This window comes from Bacillus sp. RC251 (genome assembly GCF_044908765.1).
Classification (GTDB): domain Bacteria; phylum Bacillota; class Bacilli; order Bacillales; family Bacillaceae_G; genus Bacillus_A; species Bacillus_A wiedmannii.
Genome location: NZ_JBIYDP010000008.1, coordinates 19,473 through 42,576, shown reverse-complemented (window position 1 = coordinate 42,576; position 23,104 = coordinate 19,473). Strand labels below are relative to the sequence as shown.

Here is a 23,104-nt window from a genome sequence, read left to right as displayed (position 1 = left end):
TATGGAGATAATAAAAAAATAAAATTTTATCAAACAAAAGGGGAATTTGCGTCGTCTTATATAAATGACAGGAGGTTTCCGATGGAAGAAAAGGTAGAAGAATTAATTGATATATATAAGCAGCAAATATATTCCTTATGCTATAAATTAGCGAAAACGAAAGAAGATGCAGAAGATATTTTTCAAGAGACTTGGATAAAAGTTTTTTCCTCTCGGCACCAGCTTTCTTGCGTGGAAAATTATAAAAAATGGATTACTACAATTTGTGTTCGTGCGTTTTATGACTTTTATCGTAAGAAGAAAAGGTGGAAAGATCGCGTATTGGATTTGTTTCATAAAGAGGATGGTGGAGAAATCGATTTCGCAGATGAAGTGAATATATCAGAAGAATTTATTCAAAAAGTGGAAGCGGAAATGATACGGGAAGTTATACAGCTATTGAATGAAAAATATAAAACCGTGCTCGTACTCTACTATTATGAACAATACTCTTATAAAGAAATGAGCGAAATATTAAATATACCGATTGGTACGGTGAAATACCGCCTTAATTATGCGAAGAAGCAAATGCGGGAACATTTGGAGGGGTTCGTTTATGACGGAAGATAAGTTTGATCAGAAGATAAGGAGCAGCTTAGCTGAAGACATGATTCCAAGCGAAGAGCTGATAAATAATACGAAACAGAGCGTACGAAATGCTCGAAAATTAGAGAAGAGATGGGTTATTTGTATTCATGCGATTTGGATTATTTTATTAACAATTGTTATGGAGCAGTTTGTCACTCATTTGAATCATAAAGTCCCTATGTTGATAGCAAGTGTGATTATGATGCATCTATACGTTCCTATATATGTTGTCATACAGTCATTTTTAAAGAAGGAGTATAAATTACATGATAGAGTTCGCTAATCCATTTGTAGTATTTGAGATAGCTGGGATTGCAATGCTTTTAACTTTTATAGCACTTTTAGTATGTGTAGCATCATGGGTGTATACAGATGCGAAAACGAGTGGGATAAGTAAGTGGTGGAGTGTTATAGCGATTGTATTTCCATTTTTTATTGGAGTTTTGTTATATATGATACGAAGAAGTAACAAGAAAATAGAAGGAGAACATACGATGAGGGCTATGAAAAAACAAAAGATAACATTAGTTGTCATATTTGCAAGTGCGATGTTTGTATTACTGAGCGGCTTTGCTTTCGTCCAAACGTTAGATGATATGTGGAGAGCTGGTGATATATATTTAGAAAATGAGAAGCAAGGGGAGACCAGTTATGAGGCAAAATTCTCATCATGGGATATTGCTGGGAAAGATATTGAACTTGAGTATGAAAAAGATACAGAAGTAACATTTTCTTATGAGACAGATGCAAAACGTGGGAATTTATGCTTTAGCTTGTATGAAAGACAAGGAAAAGGTATAAGAGAGTTAAAAGAGATCTGTGAATCGAAAAAAGGTACTTTCAAAGCTACCTTAAAGGCAAATGAAAAGTATGTATTTAATATAAGTGGTGTATTGGTGAAAGATGGTTTTGTAAAAGTGAATTGGGAAATAAAATAAAGGGCCTTGAGAAAGGCCCTTTATTTTATCCCGCTTTAATGGGCAGTAAGACCCCCACCTCAAAATTCAGCGAAAGCAAAGAATTTAGGTGGGGGTCGGGCTGCTCATAAAAGTCCGATTGGTTCAACTAATAATCAGTGGTGGATGAAGAAAACCCCCACTGATTAAAGTTTCACTTTATTGGATTGTATACGTAACGGAAAAGCTAACAGGACTATAGTAAACGAAAGGTGCATGAAATTGAACATACATATTTCCATCTGTTTTTGCAGTGAAAATTCGGCCGTAACCATCAGAATAGCGCCCAATAAGGTTATGACTTGAGTCATAAACACTGTAACTAGGAGTTTTACTGTTAGGTTGAATTGTTAGTTCCTGTCCTTTTTGAAGGAAAATAGGTTCTTGTTCAGAACTACTTCCAGTTTGTAAAGAATAAAATTTTGTAAAACTTTGTTCTTGAGTGGCAGCAGCGACTTTTGTTTCAGGAATAAAAGCGGTAGCGCCAGTAATTCCTGCTAAAGTTAAAGCACTGGCTAAAATCATTTTTTTCATAGTAGAAAAAACCTCCTTATTAGTTGTAATCATTTTTGTTACACTTAATATTGTATAGGATAATGAGCAGGAGGAAATATGCTTTTATGCATATATATATTTTCTCAATAAAAGACCACCGATAAAAATCAGTGGTCTTTTAAATGATTAAGCAGCTTTCTGTTCAGTTTGAGCAACAGATTTTTGAAGTGTATTATAAACTCCTGTCCCGATAACTTCTAATGCCATTTTCATACGTTCAGGCGAAATGTTTTCTAACACATTATCTTGAGGCGTATGGTATACCTTCTCAATATGATAGATTAATGGATTCCAACTATCGACACCCATCCAAATAAATAGGGCGGCAGGAATACCAACTTCAGCAAATGGCACGTGATCACTAGAGCCGAATTTCCCTTGCAGTACGAGGTCATTATTTAATTGTTTACCTGCTTGTAAGGCTGCGTCTGTTACAAGGTTTGGAGAACCGTTAGGCGTCATAGCATATAAATTCTTTGCTTTATCGTAATTTGTTGCAACCATGTCTGCGTTAAAGACACCTAAAATTCGATCGCGTTCTTTTTGGGATAAACTATTAACGTAATAATCGGAGCCAAGTAAGCCAGTCTCTTCAGAACCAAAAGCAATAAAACGAATTTCTTTATCAGTTTCTACATTTTGAAAAGCACGAGCTAGTTCTAATACTAATCCTGTACCAGAAGCATTATCATTTGCTCCAGGTGCTCCAACGACACTATCATAGTGCGAACTTACAACGACAGCTTTTTCATTACCTGTGCTGTTTTTTGGTTTCTTTTTAGCGATGACATTAAGTGATGTTAAGTTAGATTCATGTCTCGCTTTTAGAGAAAGAAGAGTGGTCCCTTTTTTAGCGATTTCCTCTTTAAATGCATTTCCTTGTGCATAAGCAAGACCAAAGACAGGGATAGACTGCTTTTTCGTTAGGCGGGGATTGAAGGTTTGTCCATAATTTCCGCGTCCGCCAATTAAACTGTATAAAAGGACACCTTTTGCTCCTTTGCTAACAGCATTTTCAACTTGTTTATTATAGTCTGTAACTGTTGTTCCTCTTTCAAATAGAACAATTTTTCCGTTTACTTCATTTGGGATATCCTCTAATTTTGTTCCACCTTGAACAAAGATAAGAGGAGCTGTAACAGCTTCTGTAGAAATTAGTGCGTTAGCGGCAGCTCCGGCTTGCCAATTACGTTTTGTGGATAATGGTGATTCAATAAATCCAACGTATTGATCCGGCACTTGAAATGGTTGATATTCTACTTCATAGCCCATTGATTTAAGCTGCATACCAACGTAGCGAGAAGCCCATTCTTCTGATTTTGTCCCACCAGGGCGAGGACCAATTGTTTCGGATAAGAAACGGATGTGTTCGATGGCACGGCTTGCATCAACTTGTTTTGTGATAGGTGAAGTCTGTGTGATTTCTGACGTGGAATCAGCTTTGGCTTGTCCAATTGGAGCTAAGCTAACAGCGAGTGATACAGCAAGCAAAGAGCTTACTATTTTTTGTTTCAAAGATTTTTTCATTTTTTCCTCTCCTATTCTTCTATTCTCTCTGACTGACAAAAGAAGACGGATAACGACTTTATTTTACCGTTACCTTTATTATTTTTCAATATTCTGACATTGAGAAATAAAAAAACGCTATATGCATATTTACATATTTTTGATGAAGATATGTATGCTATCATTTTAAATGAAGGTTCGCTTTCTGCTTGGAAAGCTCCTACATTGCATGAATCTAGTGTACCCAAACTTTAGATTATGTAGAGAAAAGAATCCTATAGGGTTTCTTTTCTCATGTTTGAATCATGTGATGATAAATATGTTTCCGCATTTCATACTTATTATCAGTGATATATGTAAGGCATCCATATGAAAATACGAGGCTGTTCAAAGGTTTTCCGTACTTTTGGGCAGCCTCACCCCGTTAAAAGGACAATACTCTATGTATCGTCCTTTTTTGGTATAAAAAAACACCTAATCAAATGTTTACTTGATTAGGTGTGAAAAACTATTAATAATATTTTTTTCGTTTTGTAGCTAAAATACTTAACAAACCAGCTAGTAGAAGTACGATACCTACTGTTTGAGTAGGATCATTTTTGTGACCTGTATTTGGAAGTTCTTTACCCTTATTTCGGTCATCTTGCTGTTTGTTTATTTGTGTGTCAGGGTTTTCTTTTTCTAGTTCTTCAGAAGTTCCTTTACCATGTGTGTCAGGATTTCCTTTTTCTAGTTCTTCAGAAGTTTCTTTCCCTGTTTCCTCTTCTTTATTAGGAGGAGTAATTGGTTTATCATCTCCACCGGATGAAGAATCGATTTTTTTATTTGAAACTGTAATTTGTAGTGGTGCAGCTTGAGCTTTTTCAATTGTAAAATTTATTGGTGATGCATCTAATTGATAGCCTTTAGGAGCCTTTGTTTCCACTAATTGATAATTACCAGGTTTCAAATCATTTACGATTAATTTACCATGCCCGTCTGTTTGTAAACCTTCTCGTACTACTTTTCCGTCGTGATCTAAAATATTGAAAAGGGCACCTTCAAGTGTTCCATGGTGATCAATATCAATTTTAGTTAACTCCATTGAACCTGTTGTTAAACTATTTAAAGCTGTAACAGAAGTAACTTGAGATTGTCCTTTCGTAATTGTGAAAGGAATTGGCTTAGCACTTAAATCGTATCCAATAGGAGCCTTCGTTTCAATAAACTGATAGTCTCCCGGACGTAAATCAGAAACAGAAATTTTTCCATCTTTATCAGTAGTTAAATCAGAACGAACGTTGTGCCCGTTCATATCGACGATTTTAAATACTGCATCTTTAAGGACAGAACCGTCAACGTCATCCACTTTAGAAAGTTCAACAGCGCCTTTCGTTAAGCTATTCGTAGCAGTAACGGAAGCGATTTTTTCTTGTCCTTTTTTAACTGTGAACTTAATAGGTGTTTCGTTTAAGTCATAGTGATTAGGAGCTTTTGTTTCGATAAACTCATAGTCTCCTGGTGGTAATTCATCCACAACTAAACGGCCGTTTTTATCAGTAGTTAAATCAGTACGGACGTCGTGTCCATCCTTATTAACAATTTTAAATACCGCACCTTCAAGTGTTGTGTTTTCTTCAACATCGTCAACTTTAATTAACTCCACACTACCTTTCGTTAAGCTGTTCGTAGCTGTAACGAAGACATGTTTTGTTTGACTTCTTTCAATTGTGAACTTAATCGGCTCTTCATTTAAGTCATAATGTTTCGGAGCTTTCGTTTCAATAAACTGATAGTCTCCAGGTTGTAAGTCTTTAGCGATGATTTTTCCGTCTTTATTGGTAACTAAATTCGTACGAATGTCGTTACCGTTCATATCAGTAATTTTAAATACCGCACCTTCCAGCGTTTCTTTCGCATCTAGAGAGTCAACTTTCGTTAATTCCACGCCACCTTTAGTTAAGCCATTTTTAGCAGTAACGGAAACGTGAGCTGGTTGGCTTTTCTCAATAGTGAAAGAAATCGGTGTTTTATTTAAATCATAATCTTTAGGAGCTTTCGTTTCAACGAATTGATAATCTCCTGGTCGTAAATTAGAAGCAGAAACTTTCCCGTCTTTATCAGTAGTTAAATTCGTGCGAACAACTTTACCTTTCGCATCAATGATGTTAAATACTGCATCAGAAAGTTTTGTATCTGGATTTATATCATCCACTTTAATTAATTCAACAGCACCTTCAATTAAGCTGTTACTAGCAGTGACTTGTAGTTTCTCTGCTTGGCTTTTCTTAATTGTAAATTTAAGCGGTGTACTGTCTAATTTGTAGTGTTCAGGAGCTTTTATTTCAATAAACTGATAGTCCCCTGGACGTAAATCGGGAACAGAGATTTTTCCATCTTTAACAGTAGTTAAGTCAGTACGAACATCATTGTTTTTGTCATCAACAATTTTAAATACTGCACCTTCAAGAGCTGTACCGTCGATATCATCCACTTTAGAAAGCTCTACCGCACCTTTTGTTAAACTATTTTTAGCAGTAACAGAAATCGGTTCAGCTTGTCCTTTTTCAATAGTAAAAGGAATTGGTTCTTTATTTAAATCGTAGTGTTTCGGAGCTTTCGTCTCGATAAATTGATAATCACCCGGACGTAAGTCAGAAACGCTAATTTTACCTTGTGAATTTGTAGTAAGATTCTTGCGGATTACAGTCCCATTCATATCAACAATGTTGAATACTGCGCCTTCAAGAGTAGTACCATCGACGTCGTCCACTTTAGTAAGTTCAACGCCGCCTTTTGTTAAACTATTTTTCATAGTAACAGTAGCAATATCTTTTTGGCTTTTTTCAACTGTAACTACAATTGGTTTTTTGTCTAAATCATAATGTTTCGGAGCCGTTGTTTCGATAAATTGATACGTACCAGGACGTAAATTTTCAACAACGATTTTTCCTTCACTGTTCGTTTTTAAATCTGTTTTAAGCACTTTCCCGTTTTGGTCTAGTAAATTAAATACCGCATCAGAAAGTTTCATTTGATCGTTTAGATCATCTACTTTAAGTAGTTCGATACTACCCGGTTGTAAGCTATTTTTAGCAGTTAAAGTAATAGCCTTCTTCTGTCCTTTTTCAATAGTGAAATGGATTGGTGTTTCATCTAAAACATAATGCTTAGGAGCTTTCGTTTCGATGAATTGGTAATCACCCGGACGTAGGTCGTCGATTTCGATTTTCCCTTTACTATTTGTAACAAGATCTTTATGAATTACAGTACCCTTCATATCAACAATGTTAAATACTGCGCCTTCAAGTTTAGTGCCATCGATGTCATCTACTTTAGAAAGTTCCACTGCACCTTTTGTTAGAGCGTTTTTAGCCGTAACATGAAGCGTTTCAGTTTGGCTTTTCTTAATTGTAAATTCGATCGGTTTTTTATTTAAATCGTAATGTTCAGGAGCAACTGTTTCAATAAACTTATACGTACCAGGACGTAGATTTTCAACAACAATTTTTCCTTCAGCATTTGTTTTTAAGCCTTCTTCAACTATCTCTCCATCTGCATCTAATAAATTAAATACAGCATTAGCGAGCTTCGTATCAGTATCAATATCGTCAATTTTTGTTAATTCCACGCTACCTTTTTTCAACATATTTTTACCTGTAACAGTAATTTTTTCCGTTTGACTTCTTTCAATTGTAAATGGAATCGCTGTTTCGTCTAACACATAATGTTCAGGAGCCTGAGTTTCAATAAATTGATAGTCTCCAGGGCGTAAGTCAGAAACCGAAATTTCGCCTTTGTCGTCTGTAACAAGGTTTGTGCGAACTTCGTTACCCTTCATATCAACAATTTTAAATACAGCACCTTTCAGCATTGTACGATCGATGTCATCAATTTTCGTTAATGTGACTGCACCTTTCTTTAAGCTGTTAGTAGCGGTAACGTTAATATTTTCTTTTTGACTTTTTCCGATGGTGAACGGAATAGGATCGTTGCTTAACGTATAGTCTTTTGGAGCTTTTACTTCAATAAATTGATAGTCACCTGGGCGTAAATCAGAAGCAGAAACTTTACCATGTTCATCAGTAGTTAATCCTTTACGAACCACCTTTGTCGTATCATGAGCATCAACAATGATAAATTCTGCACCTTCAAGAGTAACGCCATCAATGTCATCAACTTTTGTTAAAGTAACGCCACCTGTAAGTAAACTGTTTGTTACAGTGACAGGGAATGGAAGATCATCCTTGCTACCTTTTTTAATCGTGAACTTAATCGGTGTTTGATCTAATTTATAATGTTCAGGGGCTTCTGTTTCAATAAATTGATAATCCCCTGGTGCTAAATCAGGAATAACTAGTACTCCATAATCATCTGTTTTTAAATCTTTCATAATGTCAGTGCCAGTTGCGTCTTGTAATTTGAATACAGCGCCAGCAAGAGCTATTTTGCTATCCACATCATCTTCTTTAATAAGTTTAACTTTTCCTTTCGTTAAACTATTTTTAAATGTAAGTGGAAGAAGTTTTTGTTGTCCTTTTTGGATTGTAAATTCAATAGGTTCTACATTTACATCGTAATAAGTTGGAGCCTTTGTTTCGATAAGTTTATAGTTACCGGGACGTAAGTCATCTACGACTAGTATTCCTTTACTATTCGTAACAAGTTCCGTACGAACATCTTCATTCGTATCTCTATTAACGATTTTAAATACAGCACCTTCAAGTGTTTCTTTTTCATCTGCGGCATTTACTTTTGTTAATTCAATACCGCCTTTTGTTAAGCTGTTTTTAGCAGTAACAGTAGCCGACGTTGTTTGACTTTCTGTAATCGTGAACTTGATTGGCTTTGTATTTTTATCGTAATACTTCGGTGCTGTTACTTCGATAAATTTATAATCGCCAGGGCGTAAGCCAGTAGCGATAGCTTTACCATCCGCACCAGTTTTCACATTTTCGCGAATGACTTTCTTTTCATCGTTAGCATCAACAATTTTAAATACAGCACCTTCAAGAGCTGTACCATCGATATCATCAACTTTTGTTAATTCAACATCTCCTGGTTTTAAAGCATTTTCAGCTTTCACAAGTAGAGTTTCTTTTTGACTTCTATCGATTTTAAATGGAATCGGTGTCTCGTCTAGTACATAATGCTCAGGAGCCTTTGTTTCAATAAACTTATAGTTACCAGGGCGTAACTTATCAGCTTTTGTTTTTCCATCAGCATCTGTAGTTAAGTCAGTACGAACGTCATTATTATTTAAATCGACAATTTTAAATACGGCACCTTCTAGAGGTTTTTTATCACCAAATTCATCAACTTTTAATAATTCGACTTCGCCTGTTTTTAAACTGTTTGTTGCCGTAACAGTAGCAAAAGACTGTTGGCTTTTATCGATTGTAAACTCAATAGGGTTTGCATTTAACACATAATCCTTAGGAGCTTCCGTTTCAATAAATTTATACGTGCCAGGCTCTAAGTCTTTAACAGTTACTTTACCATCTGCACCAGTTTTTACATTTTCGCGAATGACTTTCTTTTCATCATTAGCATCAACAATTTTAAATACAGCACCTGCAAGAGTAGTTTTATCATCGATATCATCAGTTTTTGTTAAAATGACGCCACCTTTAATGAGGTGATTCGTTGCTGTAACAGTAACTGCTTTCTTTTGACTTTTGACAATTGTAAACTCAATTGGTTTTTTATCTATGTCATAGTGTTCAGGTGCTTTTTCTTCAACAAATTGATAGTCTCCAGGACGTAAATCTTTTGCTTCGATTTGTCCTTGATCATTTGTCGTTAATTTTCTATAGCCAGGGATTATTTTGTTATTTCGGTCTCTTACACTGAACTCCGCGCCTGCTAAAGTTTTTCCATCTTTATCGACTTTTGTTAAAATGGCCGATCCTGGAATCAAACTGTTTGTTGCAGTTCGGTTTATTACTGTTGTTTGATCTTCCTCGATTTTAACCTCAATCAGTCGATCATCTAATTTATAATGTTCAGGAGCCTTTGTTTCTTTTAAGTAGTACGTTCCTGGTTTTAAATTATCTACAGTAATTTGTCCTTTGTCATTTGTTGTTAATTCTTTATGTTCAGGAATGACTTGTTTGTTTTGATCTAGTAAAGAGAAAACAGCATGTTCAAGTTTTTCCCTACTCTTAGCATCAGTCTTTGTAAGTACTACTTTCCCGACAAACTTCTTATTTGTAAGGGTATATTTTGTAATTTCGTCAGAACCTAGCTCAACAAGTATACCTTCTCTTAATTCTTTACTAATTACATAACCTTTAGGAGCTTTCGTTTCTTTAATCATATATTTATCGCGTCGTAAGTTGTTAAACTTAGCGACACCGTCATCATCTGTTGTAATTGGTCGAATAGCGGTTGTACCTGTTTGATCATATAAAGTAAATTCTGCTCCGGCTAATGGCACTTTTTGATCTTTATCATCAACCTTTATAATTTGAAGGCTTCCGCGTCCTTTACTAGCAGAACCACCTCCAGATCCAGAAGATACTTTAACTTCAACGAACTTAACATCTTCCACTTTCGTTAATGTTAAACGATGACCAGTAATCGTCGCTTTATTACTTACCCTTTCATTATGGTCTGCATTAATGAGTGAGCGGTATTCTAAAATATAAGCTTGATCAATGGTATGAAGGAATTCAACTTTAAACTGTTGTTTCCCCGTATCGTTGTCTGTTATTACTTTGAGTTTATAGTCTGTTCCTTCTTTTAATTCATTTGCTGTATCTTTTGTTAAAGTTCCATCTACGGCTACCGTTGTCGGATATAGATGGAATGACTTTTCATCTAGCATTTGATTGTCTGTCGGCTCATCTGTTACGACAGCATTTTCAATAGTTGACTGACTGGCATTAATAGAAACACTCCAATCAATATACTTGTCATTTTGTTTCGCTGTTTTCGTAACACCGCTACCACCGTTTGTAATCTCAAATGCACCATGGATAGTAGTAACAGTTTTCGATCCATCTTTTAAATCGGCATAATTATCGTAGCGCTTATTAATTTGTTCACCTGCAAGTGAAGTTTTAAAGCTAATATGGTAAGCCGTTTTAATTTCATTTTTAAAATGAATCGTTAATGTATTGTTATTATCTTTTGTTGGAGTTTCTATCGTATATTCGCTAGATGGAACAGGATCACCTACTTCAAATCCATGTGCACCACCAGTTAATTTCATATGTCGAACTTCAATAGATTCCGGTATTAATTTTTGGTTATCTCTTAATACATCAACGATAGAAGGGTCCTTAATCGTCATATTATTATAGTTAAAACCTATGTCCCATTTAATTTCTTTCGTTTGGGCATTGTAAGAACCGTATTTAAAGCCGTTTCCTTTTGTATAACCGTCAGGATTGAATGTATCATCGGATGAACTCTTTTTATTGTCACCATTTACATCTTTCCATGATAAATTTGCTGTATTTTTGAACGATTTATTATCCTTCTCTTTGGATAGATTCTCGTAATTAAAGTCTGTTGTGTATGTGATAGTTAAAGTTTTATCCATATTAGACTTGTAAATACCAGCTAGTTTCACTTCGAATCCTTTATCGGTTACATGAAGTGTGTAGTCATGCCCTAATTTAAGTTCATTTGATCCGTCAGTAATCTTGAAACTATTTTCCTGTAACGTTAGACCACCAAAGTCAAACGTATCTTTGATAACAGCATCGTTTAACACGTAGTTGTTATCATTTACAATAATTGTCCATTTTGTTGTTTTCGCATTGTAATCTGTATCGCCTGCATTTTTATTATGTTTCTTTATGATGTTTTGTTGTTGTAATGTAACTTTGTTTGTTTTACTTGAACCACCATCTGCAATAATTTTATTTTCGATTTCGCCATCTGCGATGACATCACCCGCGGCCTTTGATGTGTAAGTAATTACGTAGGCACTATCAATATCAGTAGTAAACTGTAAATCAAATCCCTCAGTCGTTTCTTTTACTGTGAAGTTTGTAGCATCGTCACCAGTGACAATTTGTCCACTATCATTATAAGAAGCGTTTTTTACAACGATAGAACTTTGATCAATTTTATGATCCTTATCTAGAATATCTTTTAAAAGAGCAGCCTCTTTTTTGATTTTTCTTTGGTCACCGTTGTAAGTGATTGTCCATTCAATTGTTTGTGTTTTTGGGTTGTACTTACTAGTTTTCTCTAGATGTGTCCCACGTGAAACAGTTACAGTGGCATTTGCTGATACACTATTTTGATTATCACTAGTTACTTTTGCGTTGTTTTTGAAAGTTGTAACACTTTCATCTGTAATCTTTGTCGCATATTCAATTTCATATGCTTTATTCGTTTCTTTTTTAAAGGCGATATTTAATTTATCAGAGGATGAAGTAAGTTCATATTCTTCCTTAGGAACTTCTGCTCCCCGAGTTGTCTTCCCGTTAATATCTACCTCTAAATAATAAACCTTAATAGAATCTTCATTGAGACTCGCTCCATTTGGAATGTTATCTTGAAAGACTGCATTTGTAAGCTTATCTTTTGTCTTGTTCATTTCTACTTTCCAATTAATTTGATTCGTATTAATTGGTCTATCAGGTACACCTTTTTTATCTATAGATTGTGTTACTTTAGGTTTGAAATCAAGTTCGATAATAACGTCTTTTTCTTTAATAGGGAATGGGATTTGTTTTTCGGTAGTCCCTGTAATTTTTACTTCATTAAACTCCGTACGAATGTTTAAATGTCCAGCTATATCAGGATGATCTTCAACATATTCGTTAAAAGTCATCGTTACTTTGCCATCTGGCGTAACAACGAACGATCCAATCGTATGTCCTTTTCCATCTATTAAATCTTGTGTAATTGTATTGTGGACAATAAAGTATTCTGGGAGTTGGAAAGTAAAGTAATCACCTTCTTTGACGTTCAGCGATTTCAAGACTTCCCATGTAAAATCGATTTGGGTAATAGAATTTGGATCTGGACGATTATCCGTATCATTAAATGGCTTACCGTCTTTATCCGTTAATGTGACACCTGTTAAAATATTTTCTGTAATTTGCTTAGGTGATGGATCTGGATTCTCAACGGGCTGTTCTGTTGTTTTATCATCAGGATTCTCCGTAGGCTGCTCTGCATCACCGTTCTTTTGCTCTACCACAGGTTGTTGAGCATCGCCATTCTTTTGCTCTACCACAGGTTGTTGAGCATCGCCATTCTTTTGCTCTACCGCAGGTTGTTGAGCATTGCCGTTCTTTTGCTCTACCGCAGGTTGCTGAGCATCACTATTCTTTTGCTCTTCCATAGGTTGTTGGGCCGTATCCTTATTCGTAGTAGGGGAAGCTGGGTTATCTACTTGAACAGGGACTGAAATAGACTTAGCTGTTATACCTAGAGGGAATGAGAGTTGAACAGATTTTGCACCAGGTTTTAAATCAGGATTGAATACTGTATCAAAATTGATTTTTCCGTTAGCGCCTTTGGAATCTTTTACTTGATTGTTAAATACTAGTCTCATTTTGTTATCGTTTGCTGTAACAAAATATTGACCAATAATTTGCTGATCTGCCATCAGATTTCCTTGTTGATTATTTTTAACTTTTAATGCGTTAGGTATTTGGAACACTGCTGAGTCTGTTTGATGATCTTTTATTGACCAAGCATATTCTAGGTGAATGTTTGATCCTACTTGTATTAAGTTTTTAGGATTTGTTGCTTCGTCAATAATCTGATTCGTTGCATCTTTCATTTCAACAGTGTCAAATAATGAATTGCCTGTTAATGTTTCCGCTTTTACTTGATTGTATGGAAAACTAGCAAGCTGCGAAAATAGTACGAATACAATTAAACATATATTGAAAAGTTTTTTCATTGTGCCTCCTTTATGAATCCTTCTATTGTATAGAAATGCTTTGTGAAGGGATTATTTGTCATGGATCAATAGGACTTACGTTATGCCTCCTTTACTACGTATACTCTCTAGAGAAAATATTCATATTCAATGCTTTGTAACGTAAAACAAATGTATATTTTAATAATATAGAGAATGAATATACAAATTTCGACAAAAAATGTCGAATGAAATACTGATAAGGAATGATATCAGACCTTTATAGAGTGTGACTTGTTATGTGGTTCTTTGTAAAATAGGTTCATACAAAAAATATGCAGTGAAATCCTTAACCTACTTTATATTGATTTGTATTCTTGCAATGTAAAAAGAGTCTTTATAAAGGTGAGTTTTACGATACATGCTAACCAAAATAATGTATCCTATTGTAAAAAAATCTTATTGAGGTAGTAATAAAATGTAGCTTGGATTTGGTCAGGATGAAGAAAATATGTACTGTCTAAAAGAGTATACAATTTGTAGATTAAAGCGAAGATAGCGTTTTATAATAAATAGAACGCATTACTTTAATCGATGCTATTAAATAAAAAAGAAGGTACTTCCTTGATCATCTTTTATTAGAGATAATCATCAATCACCTTCGTTAAAAATTATATACGTAAATGAAAAAGAGTTCAACCGTATTGCCTCTTTTCAAAAAAGTATGTAAAAAGAACCGCTTCCTACTAAGAAGCGGTTCTTTTTTATATTTCTGTTAAGATTATCGGCTCGCCGCGTGTTACGACAACTGTATGTTCACATTGTGCAACAAGGCTTTTATCAGGTGTAACAAATGTCCAACCATCATCGCCACGTTCGATAATGTGATCAGCCTTCATGGAAATGAATGGTTCTACAGCGATAACAAGACCGTCTTTTAGAAGCGCATTATCCATTGGGTCAAAGTAGCTTAAAATGTGGTTTGGTGCTTCGTGTAAGCTAAGACCAATACCGTGACCAGTTAAGTTTTGAATTACATTATATCCATTTTTATGTGCAAAGTTTGAAACAGCACGACCAATTTGGTTTTGTTTGGAACCAGCTTTCACCTTTTTCATTGCTGCCCAAAATGCATCAACCGCTGCTTGGCAAAGCTTTTCTTTTGCTTCATCTTCTCCAAGTACAAATGAAATACCTGTATCTGCATAATAGCCATCAAGTGCAGCAGATACGTCGACATTTACTAAGTCGCCTTCTTTTAATACGCGATCTCCTGGAATACCGTGAGCAACTTCTTCGTTTACACTGATGCAAGTTACACCTGGGAAATCATATTCTTTTTCAGGTGCAGAAATAGCACCATGCTCATCTAATACTTTTTTACCGATCAAATCAAGCTCTTTCGTTGTCATACCTGGCTTCGCTTCTTTTTTCATTTCTTCACGTGCAAGTGCAACGATGCGGCCGATTTTTCGTAAGCCTTCTAAATCTTGTTCATTACGAATAATCATGAAAACCACTGTCCTTCCTCGAATGTATATCTTACCCGATTGTATCATGTTTATTTTTGTCCTGCTACTAGCTTGCGGTATGTAGGTTGATTCCTCTCATAAGGAATACATGACAATTGTCATATTGATGTCATGACGCATCATACTGTTTCCTAAGTTTTCCAACACGTACAATGTAAATATAAGAAACAGCGGGGGTGGAGAGATGGAAAAGATTATAGAAGTAAATAGTGTTTCTAAAACATTTAAATATAAAAAGGCAGTAAATAACGTTTCATTTCATGTGAATAAAGGAGAAATAGTAGCACTACTTGGACCGAATGGTGCAGGAAAAACAACGACGATGTCGATGATGCTTGGATTAAAGGATCCGACGGAAGGAACTGTTTCTATATTTGGAAAGAGTCCCAAACATAGAGATGTTCGTAATAGCCTCGGTGCGATGTTACAAGAAGTAAGTGTCATTGATAGCATTACGGTGGAAGAGGCAATTGAGTTATTTCGTAGTTATTATACGAATCCGGTAGCGAAAGAAACGTTACTACAGTTATCAAATTTAGAATCAGAGCGAAAGCAAAGATGTGAGAAATTATCAGGTGGTCAAAAGAGAAGGTTAAATTTTGCGCTCGCACTTGCAGGAAATCCTGATTTGTTATTTTTAGATGAGCCGACAGTTGGAATGGATATTACGTCTCGAAGAACGTTTTGGGAAACAATTCGAAAGTTAGCAAGTGAAGGAAAAACAATTATTTTAACGACGCACTATTTAGAAGAAGCGGATGCATTGGCGAATCGTATTTTATTGTTTGCGAATGGAAAGATTATCGCAGATGGTACACCAGATGAGATGAAAGCGACGATTTCACGAAAAACAATCAAGTTTTATTCGAAGGAAAGTATTCCTGCAAAATTACTAAAAGAATTACCAAACGTAACCGAAGTACAGTCAAACGAAGGGCACTTTACTTTAATAACTGAAGATACAGATGAAACTTTAAAAGCAATTTATCAAAAGAACTTACCTGTAACAGATGTTTCAGTTGAACGTGGAAGTCTTGATGAAGCATTTGAACAGTTTGTCGCAAATCAGAAGGAGGAAATCGCATGAGAGCTTTATGGATGCAATGCAAAATAGAAATTTTACGTACATTTCGTAATAAATTATTTATCTTTTTCTCATTATTAATGCCAGTTATGTTTTATTACATTTTTACCAATGTTGTTCAAGTTCCACAAAATGGAGATGCATGGAAAGCACATTATTTAATTTCAATGGCGACGTTCAGTATTGTAGGTACAGCACTTTTTAGTTTCGGTGTAAGAATCTCTCAGGAAAAGGGGCAAGGGTGGACGCATTTATTAAAAATTACGCCACTTCCAGAGGGGGCATATATAACAGCTAAGATTATCTCTCAAACAGTAGTAAATGCTTTTTCAATCTTAGTGATCTTTATCGCAGGAATATTAATTAATCATGTTGAGTTAACTGTAGGGCAATGGATTGGTGCTGGATTATGGTTATTGTTAGGTGTGACACCATTTTTAGCATTAGGGACAGTAATAGGTTCTATTAAGAAAGCGGATGCGGCAGCAGGATTAGCAAACATTTTAAATATGTGTTTAGCAATTCTTGGTGGTCTATGGATGCCCATCGAAGTATTCCCGAAGATATTAAGAACGATTGGTGAATGGACGCCAACATATCATTTCGGAAGCGGTGCATGGGATATTGTAGCTGGGAAATCAGTTGGTTGGGAAAATATCGCGGTATTAGGAGGTTATTTCCTTATATTTGTTGTAATATCAATATATATAAGAAAAAGACAGGAAGCGGTATAAATGATAGAAAAGAAGAGGATTGAGATTTTTCCGAAACAGATGGGTTTCTTCCCGTATATGTGGCTTGTGTATCTGTTATTTCCAATTTACCATCTAGCACAAGCATCGGGATGGAAGCTTGTAATGGGGAGCGGTATGTTGATACTTTTTGTTATCACATACCGTCAACTTTATTTTGTTAATAAGACTTTCGTTTTATGGGCATGTATGCAAATGATACTCACACTGTTATTTGCTTTTTATTATAATGCCTTCATGATATTCTTTGGTTTTTTCACAGCAAGTGCGATAGGGTTTGCGCCAAATAAGAAAGAGTTTCGAGTGTTGTTAAGTTTGTTAGCTGTAATGCTTGGAATTTTTATATTTGTAAATATGAATGAAATATCAACTACAAGTTTAGTGAATATCGTTCCGATGTTTATTTTAATGCTTATTACACCATTCGGGATGCGCAACTTTAATCAAAAAAAGATATTAAGAAATCAATTAAACGAAGCGAATGAGCAAATTAAAGACTTAGTAAAACGTGAAGAAAGGCAGCGAATTGCAAGAGATCTTCATGATACGTTAGGGCACACGTTATCACTCATTACTTTAAAAAGCCAGCTCGTGGAGAAGTTAATTGTTAAAAATCCGGAGCGTGCAAGTGCGGAAGCAAAGGAAATTACACAAACATCTCGTACCGCTTTAAAGCAGCTAAGGGAACTAATTTCTGATATGCGTATGATTACAGTAGAAGAAGAGCTTGAGCAAATAAAAGCGATCTTACAAGCGGCTACTATTGAATTAGAAATAAAACAAGAAACGAGTGCAAGTTCGTTATCACCCATTGAACAAAATATTTTAGGAATGTGTTTACGTGAGGCTGTGACGAATGTTGTAAAGCATAGTAAGGCGACGCGTTGCACAGTTTCTGTACTAGAATCACAAGGTGAATTAATTTTGACAGTAGAAGATAATGGAGTTGGTTTAGCAGATCAAAACCATGATGGAAATGGCATTCGTGGTATGAAGGAGCGCATCGCTCTTATTGATGGGTTTGTTGAACTGGGTACGATCAATCCAGGGACACTATTAACAGTAAAAGTTCCAGTTGTTATTAGAACAGGAAAAGATGAGGTGAGGGCATGATTCGAATTATTATTGCAGAAGATCAGCGGATGCTTCGTGGTGCATTAGGGGCCTTACTTGATCTAGAAGATGATATTGAAGTAATTGGGCAAGCTGCGAACGGGGAAGAAGCGCTAAAACTAATTGAATCGCTACAACCTGATGTAAGCATTATGGATATTGAAATGCCAATTCAAACCGGATTAGATGTTGCGGAAACGTTAAAGAAAGAAAAATCAGAATGCAAAGTAATGATTTTAACAACATTTGCGCGCCCTGGATATTTTGAACGAGCAATGAAAGCTGGCGTGCACGGATACTTATTAAAAGATAGCCCAAGTGAAGATTTAGCTGCATCGATTCGTAATGTAATGAAAGGAAAGCGAGAGATCTCTCAAGATTTAATGTTCGGCTTATGGCAGGAGCAAAATCCGTTATCAGATCGTGAAAAAGAAGTATTGCAACTTGCGAAAGAAGGAAAGACGGCAAATGAAATTGCGAAGGTACTTTATCTTTCACCTGGTACAGTACGTAATTATATTTCTGAAGTATTAACGAAGCTCGATGCGAAAAATAGAATTGAGGCAATTACAATTGCGGAAGAAAAGGGATGGATATGAAAAGAAGTTTACCTACGAGTGGTAAACTTCTTTTTCTTATAAATAGGCATTTCAATAGAGAATTTCGTCACAGTCGCATCGCTCAGAATTTGAAGTATATCGTGTAATTTAGATTTTACTTCATTTTTCGACAAAAAATTTGTTATAGTAAGATTAGGTTGTTGGTCTAAATTTTGGACAACTTTACCACTAACAGTTGTAATTACTCCATTTTTATCTACTTTTACAATAAGATCTTGAGCATATACTTTATAATTTTTGTAAGTTTGTGCAAGGCGAACTTCGGTTTGATTTTCTTTTGTTTCTTTATCTGTAGGCTGGGAATCTACATTCATTTCAGTTGTCACTCACTCTTGTTGAGCTTTAGCCTCATTTATCTTACCCTTTAAATAATTTTTTGCCATATATTTTTGTATCATTTTGAGGTTTTGTTAATTTTTAAATCGTTAAACTAGGCTGAGCGATTTCAACTTTTACTTCATTTCTATCTAGTTCTTGGGTGTAAATAGCTTCTGCTGATAAAGGATAAAGAAGACCGAATGTAACGAAAGCACGGGCAAATTTTCTATAATTTATCTATAAAATTACTAGTCTATTATATTATGTGAGATGGATTGTATGAAAAATTTGCCGAATTTTATATATATTATGCATTATTTCATATCAAAAATTGTCGAATTCACATTATTGTAGTGGTATGACAACTCAAAAAATTAGATTGTTATAATGGGATGGTGAGTAAGTATGCACGCAGAAAAATTAGGAAGCGAAATAAAGAAAATTAGGGTAATGAGGGGATTAACACAAAAACAGTTATCCGATAACATATGTCATCAATCGGAAGTGAGCCGAATTGAATCGGGCGCAGTATACCCAAGTATGGATATATTGCAAGGTATTGCAGCAAAGTTACAAGTTCCCATTATTCATTTTTATGAGGTACTCATTTATTCGAATATTGAGAGAAAAAAACAGTTTAAAGATCAAGTCATTATGCTGTGTAAGCAAAAAAAATATAAAGAGATTTATAATAGAGTATGGAATGAGCTAAAAAAGGAAGAATATCATCCTGAATTCCAACAGTTTCTTCAATGGCAATATCATGTAGCAGCTTACATATTGAAGAAAATCGATTACGAATATTGTATTTTAGAATTAAAAAAACTGTTAAACCAACAATTAGCTGGAATAGATGTATACCAAAATCTCTATATAGAGAATGCAATTGCAAATATTTATGCTGAAAATAATTATTTTAAGAAAAGTATTGAGTTATTTGAAGATATATTAAAACAATTAGAGACATTGCATGATAATGAAGAATTCGACGTGAAGGTAAGATATAATCATGCAAAAGCATTATACTTAGACGAGCAATATGAAGGGTCACTTTATCAAGTAAATAAGGCAATTGAAATATCATGCCGAATTAATAGTATGGCATTAATTGGACAGTTATATTATCAAAGGGGCGAATGCCTAGGAAAATTGGGGTATGATGAGGCAGAGATTGAAGATGCATATAAAAAGGCAAGTTTCTTTTTTGATATATTAGAGATGCATGCATATAAAGAAGCGCTCGCAGATAAAATCAGCAGATAAATAACCCAAAAAATGGATATGCATAATTGCATAGGATATGGATAAAATTTCATGATATATTAAAATAAAAAATGTGGGTGATGGAATATGAAGAAACTACTTATTGGTAGCCTATTAACGTTAGCAATGGCATGGGGTATTTCATTAGGTGATACAGCATTAGAGAAAAGCCAAGTAATTTCTCATAATGATCAAGAGGTACAATTAGCAGGAGATCTACCTTTTGAATATTAAAAAACAACCGTCTTACTTAGACGGTTGTTTTTTTGTGGAGTAACCTCCAAACATCTTTACTAGAAACAGGCTTGCTAATAAGGAATCCTTGAATGTGGTCACAGTTTTGTTCATATAAAAACTTCCATTGTTCTTCCGTCTCTACACCTTCTGCAATAACTTCTAAATTTAGTTCTTTAGATAGTGTAATGATGGAGGAGATAATCGCTTCCTCTAAAGGGCTATTTGTAATTCCGCAAATAAACTCTCGAGCAATTTTTAATGTATTGATTGGGTATTTTGTTAAATAAGCTAAAGAGCTATAGCCAGTTCCAAAGTCATCAATTGAAATTTGAATACCGAGATTTTGAAGCTGTTCTAGTTTTGCAACTACAGATTGATTTTGATTAATGGCGATACTTTCTGTAATTTCGATATCTAGTGCTTCTGATTTTAGTTCGGTTTCTTCTAACACCTTTGAAATAGTAGGGATTAAATCTGTATGGTTAAATTGAACAACAGATAAATTTACACCAACTTTCAAGTGAGAAAAACCTTGATTATGCCATCTTTTTGCCTCTAAGCAAGCGGTACGTAAAATCCAATTTCCAAGTTCAATAATAAATCCTGTTTCCTCCGCTAGCGGAATGAATTGAGCAGGAGACACGATGCCGAGTTTTGGGTGCTTCCAACGAATTAATGCTTCAAAACCGATAATTTGTTTTGTTTTCGTGCTTACTTGTGGCTGATATTCAAGGAAAAATTCATTTTGTTGTAATGCTTTTGCAAGTTCGCCTTCTAAGAATTGAATTTCATTTTGGGCGATACTCATTTCTTTTGAGAAGAAAACAAATCTGTTTTTCCCATTTGCTTTCGCGCGATACATAGCCATATCGGCATTTTTCATTAATTCAGTAACATCGGTTCCGTAATCAGGATACATGGCAATACCGATACTCGGTGTAATAGATAGTTCTTCGTCTTTAATGAAGAATGGTTTGTTTAAAATGGTTAAAATTTGGTCAGCTATAAAAGCAGCACTTTTTTCTGAGTACATATCTGGTAATAGAATTGTAAACTCATCTCCGCCTTGGCGAGCAACGATATCCTTCGAACGCAAGCAACTGCGTAACCTTTTTGCTACTTCAATTAATAATAGATCTCCGACGTCGTGACCAAGTCTATCGTTAATTTTTTTGAATCGATCTAAATCAAGGAACATGACGGCAACATCATTTGCGCTAGTTTGAGCTATATTTAAAATGTTCTTTAAATCTTTTTCAAACTTTCGGCGATTTGGTAATCCAGTCAGTGCATCATGAAAGGCTAAATGTTCTACTTGTTTTTGTTTTTCATATAAAGTTGTAATATCACGTGCTATGCCGAACATCCCAACAACTTCTTTGTTTATGAAAGTAGGGATGAGTGTAACGTGAAGGTAATAGTAGTAGCCTTCTTTTTCTTTTGTGCGAACTTCTAAAGTTTGTGGTCTACCTTCTTTTGTTATTTGTAAAGCTTTCTTTAGTAGATCATGGTCTTTTGAGTCAATAAAGTGTAGAAGAGAATAGCTTTCTACTTCACAATAGTAGGCAGTAAATAAGCTTTCACAAGCTGTATTAGATTGTTGGAAAATACCATCCATATTTAAAGAGAAAACGGCATCAGGATGATCTTCGAATAATGATTTATAGCGTTGTTCACTCTTTGATAACGCAGATGCACCCTCTTCTACTTTGCCTTCTAGTTGTGTAGTCAACTGTTCATATGTATCGATTAGTGCTTGATTATCTTTCCACATGTAAAGTTGTCGTAGGAATAATAAGATGAGTGATAATACTAGACCGATTAGCATGAACTTATCATCCCAAGGTTGAATAAGAATAAAGGAAAAAGTAATGATTATACTGAAATAGGGTAATATAAAGCGCACATAATCAAATCGATAATACTTTGTTTTCGTTTCATGCTGCATTGGTTTGTCCAAAATGTATAGTATGGAAGATAAACCAATTAATAAAATTGAAGCAGTATGTACTAAATAAGAGACTTCAGAAGAAGTTTTCATCCCCATGTTTAGTTGGAACAGATGTATATACCCGTACACAAGTATGATAGTAAAACCGATAATTAATGAAATTCTGCTAGCAGAATATTGTTCTCGTCTATATAGGCTAATAACGGCGTAAATTACTAATGCTTGTGCAATAAAGTATCCAATTAAAACCCAGTGATCTATTGTTAACATACGAAAGCTTGAGAGGTCCAAAATAAAAGTTAAGGTAAAATAAATATTCATAATAACAATAAAGATGCTATCGAATGAAAATTGAGCAAGGCCTCTAATAGAGTAATGTTTTATGAATTTGATAGCAAACCCAGAAAAGAGCAAAATATATTGTATGATGAAAAAGGGCAATGCCTTATATGAGAATATGACTTGATCATATATAGAAAGTGAATGAAGGAATAAAGTTATTTCCATAGTTAGTCCGCATATGCAAGTGCAGAGTAATAAAACCCAAAATAATTTATCACTACGCTTCATTTTCTTAATAGCTTTATATAAGCAATAGCAAGAAAAGAGTGCAGCAAAACAAAATAAGAAGAGAATTCCAATTTCTTTTATATTCAAGTCCTTAGGGATAAGGAATATCCAAAGGGAAAATATAATTATATACATCGTGACAAAGTGTACATATTTTTTTTGATTAATCATATTATGGCTCCGTTTCAATAAAGTTGAATCGCAGG

Annotated in this window: 14 protein-coding genes and 1 pseudogene; 9 read left to right on the top strand and 6 right to left on the bottom strand. The window is 34.8% G+C overall.

Annotation, left to right across the window (positions count from 1 at the left end):
• The first annotated feature begins 81 nt into the window (after nucleotides 1-81).
• The 3 genes from ABH961_RS21195 to ABH961_RS21185 are packed head-to-tail and all read left to right on the top strand — an operon-like array spanning nucleotide 82 to nucleotide 1,565.
• Nucleotides 82-609 (top strand): RNA polymerase sigma factor, encoded by a 528-nt coding sequence (locus ABH961_RS21195; protein ID WP_000391645.1) that lies wholly within the window; start codon nucleotides 82-84, stop codon nucleotides 607-609.
• Nucleotides 596-910 carry a hypothetical protein gene (locus tag ABH961_RS21190; RefSeq protein ID WP_000133818.1) on the top strand — a complete coding sequence of 105 codons (315 nt, stop codon included), beginning with the start codon at nucleotides 596-598 and terminating at the stop codon, nucleotides 908-910. Before ABH961_RS21195 ends, ABH961_RS21190 begins: the two co-directional genes overlap by 14 nt.
• On the top strand, nucleotides 894-1,565 hold the full coding sequence (locus ABH961_RS21185; protein WP_098048728.1) for an anti-sigma factor: 672 nt from the start codon (nucleotides 894-896) through the stop codon (nucleotides 1,563-1,565). The genes ABH961_RS21190 and ABH961_RS21185 overlap by 17 nt, the downstream gene beginning before the upstream one ends.
• 177 nt (nucleotides 1,566-1,742) lie before the next feature.
• On the opposite strand, the gene ABH961_RS21180 is transcribed toward ABH961_RS21185, so the two are convergent.
• The 4 genes from ABH961_RS21180 to map form a co-directional block, all read right to left on the bottom strand.
• Nucleotides 1,743-2,117, bottom strand: coding sequence for a hypothetical protein (locus ABH961_RS21180; protein WP_000738236.1), 375 nt, complete (start codon nucleotides 2,115-2,117; stop codon nucleotides 1,743-1,745).
• A 147-nt stretch (nucleotides 2,118-2,264) separates the two neighbouring features.
• Complete coding sequence (locus tag ABH961_RS21175) at nucleotides 2,265-3,665, bottom strand: M28 family metallopeptidase (protein WP_061671868.1); 1,401 nt, start codon at nucleotides 3,663-3,665, stop codon at nucleotides 2,265-2,267.
• 490 nt (nucleotides 3,666-4,155) lie between these two features.
• Nucleotides 4,156-13,500 carry a SpaA isopeptide-forming pilin-related protein gene (locus ABH961_RS21170; protein WP_404519934.1) on the bottom strand — a complete coding sequence of 3,115 codons (9,345 nt, stop codon included), beginning with the start codon at nucleotides 13,498-13,500 and terminating at the stop codon, nucleotides 4,156-4,158.
• 722 nt (nucleotides 13,501-14,222) lie between these two features.
• Nucleotides 14,223-15,017, bottom strand: a complete 795-nt coding sequence (gene map, locus ABH961_RS21165; RefSeq protein WP_002096176.1) for a type I methionyl aminopeptidase — start codon at nucleotides 15,015-15,017, stop codon at nucleotides 14,223-14,225.
• Between the two features lie 157 nt (nucleotides 15,018-15,174).
• Between map and ABH961_RS21160 the strand changes: the two genes are divergently transcribed.
• From ABH961_RS21160 to ABH961_RS21145, 4 genes are read left to right on the top strand one after another with little or no spacing between them, the layout of a single operon-like run.
• Complete coding sequence (locus tag ABH961_RS21160; protein WP_048542728.1) at nucleotides 15,175-16,077, top strand: ABC transporter ATP-binding protein; 903 nt, start codon at nucleotides 15,175-15,177, stop codon at nucleotides 16,075-16,077.
• The gene (locus ABH961_RS21155) at nucleotides 16,074-16,808 is read left to right on the top strand and encodes an ABC transporter permease (RefSeq protein ID WP_048542727.1); all 735 of its coding nucleotides are present in this window, start codon (nucleotides 16,074-16,076) and stop codon (nucleotides 16,806-16,808) included. Before ABH961_RS21160 ends, ABH961_RS21155 begins: the two co-directional genes overlap by 4 nt.
• On the top strand, nucleotides 16,809-17,939 hold the full coding sequence (locus ABH961_RS21150) for a sensor histidine kinase (RefSeq protein WP_048542724.1): 1,131 nt from the start codon (nucleotides 16,809-16,811) through the stop codon (nucleotides 17,937-17,939). It begins immediately after the preceding gene.
• A complete protein-coding gene (locus ABH961_RS21145; RefSeq protein WP_404519931.1) occupies nucleotides 17,936-18,538 on the top strand; it encodes a response regulator transcription factor in 603 nt (200 codons plus the stop codon). The genes ABH961_RS21150 and ABH961_RS21145 overlap by 4 nt, the downstream gene beginning before the upstream one ends.
• Before the next feature lie 29 nt (nucleotides 18,539-18,567).
• On the opposite strand, the pseudogene ABH961_RS21140 reads toward ABH961_RS21145, so the two are convergent.
• A pseudogene (locus ABH961_RS21140) lies at nucleotides 18,568-19,114 on the bottom strand (M4 family metallopeptidase); the annotation flags it as partial.
• Nucleotides 19,115-19,282: 168 nt separating this feature from the next.
• On the opposite strand from ABH961_RS21140, the gene plcR reads away from it, so the two are divergent.
• Entirely contained in the window at nucleotides 19,283-20,140 is an 858-nt protein-coding gene (gene plcR / locus ABH961_RS21135) for a transcriptional regulator PlcR (RefSeq protein ID WP_000542917.1), read from the top strand.
• Nucleotides 20,141-20,227: 87 nt separating this feature from the next.
• A complete protein-coding gene (locus ABH961_RS21130) occupies nucleotides 20,228-20,374 on the top strand; it encodes a quorum-sensing peptide PapR (RefSeq protein ID WP_000734732.1) in 147 nt (48 codons plus the stop codon).
• 16 nt (nucleotides 20,375-20,390) lie between these two features.
• Here the strand turns inward: ABH961_RS21130 and ABH961_RS21125 are convergent, their stop codons facing one another.
• Nucleotides 20,391-23,069 (bottom strand): DUF4084 domain-containing protein, encoded by a 2,679-nt coding sequence (locus ABH961_RS21125; protein WP_098577205.1) that lies wholly within the window; start codon nucleotides 23,067-23,069, stop codon nucleotides 20,391-20,393.
• Nucleotides 23,070-23,104 lie beyond the last annotated feature (35 nt).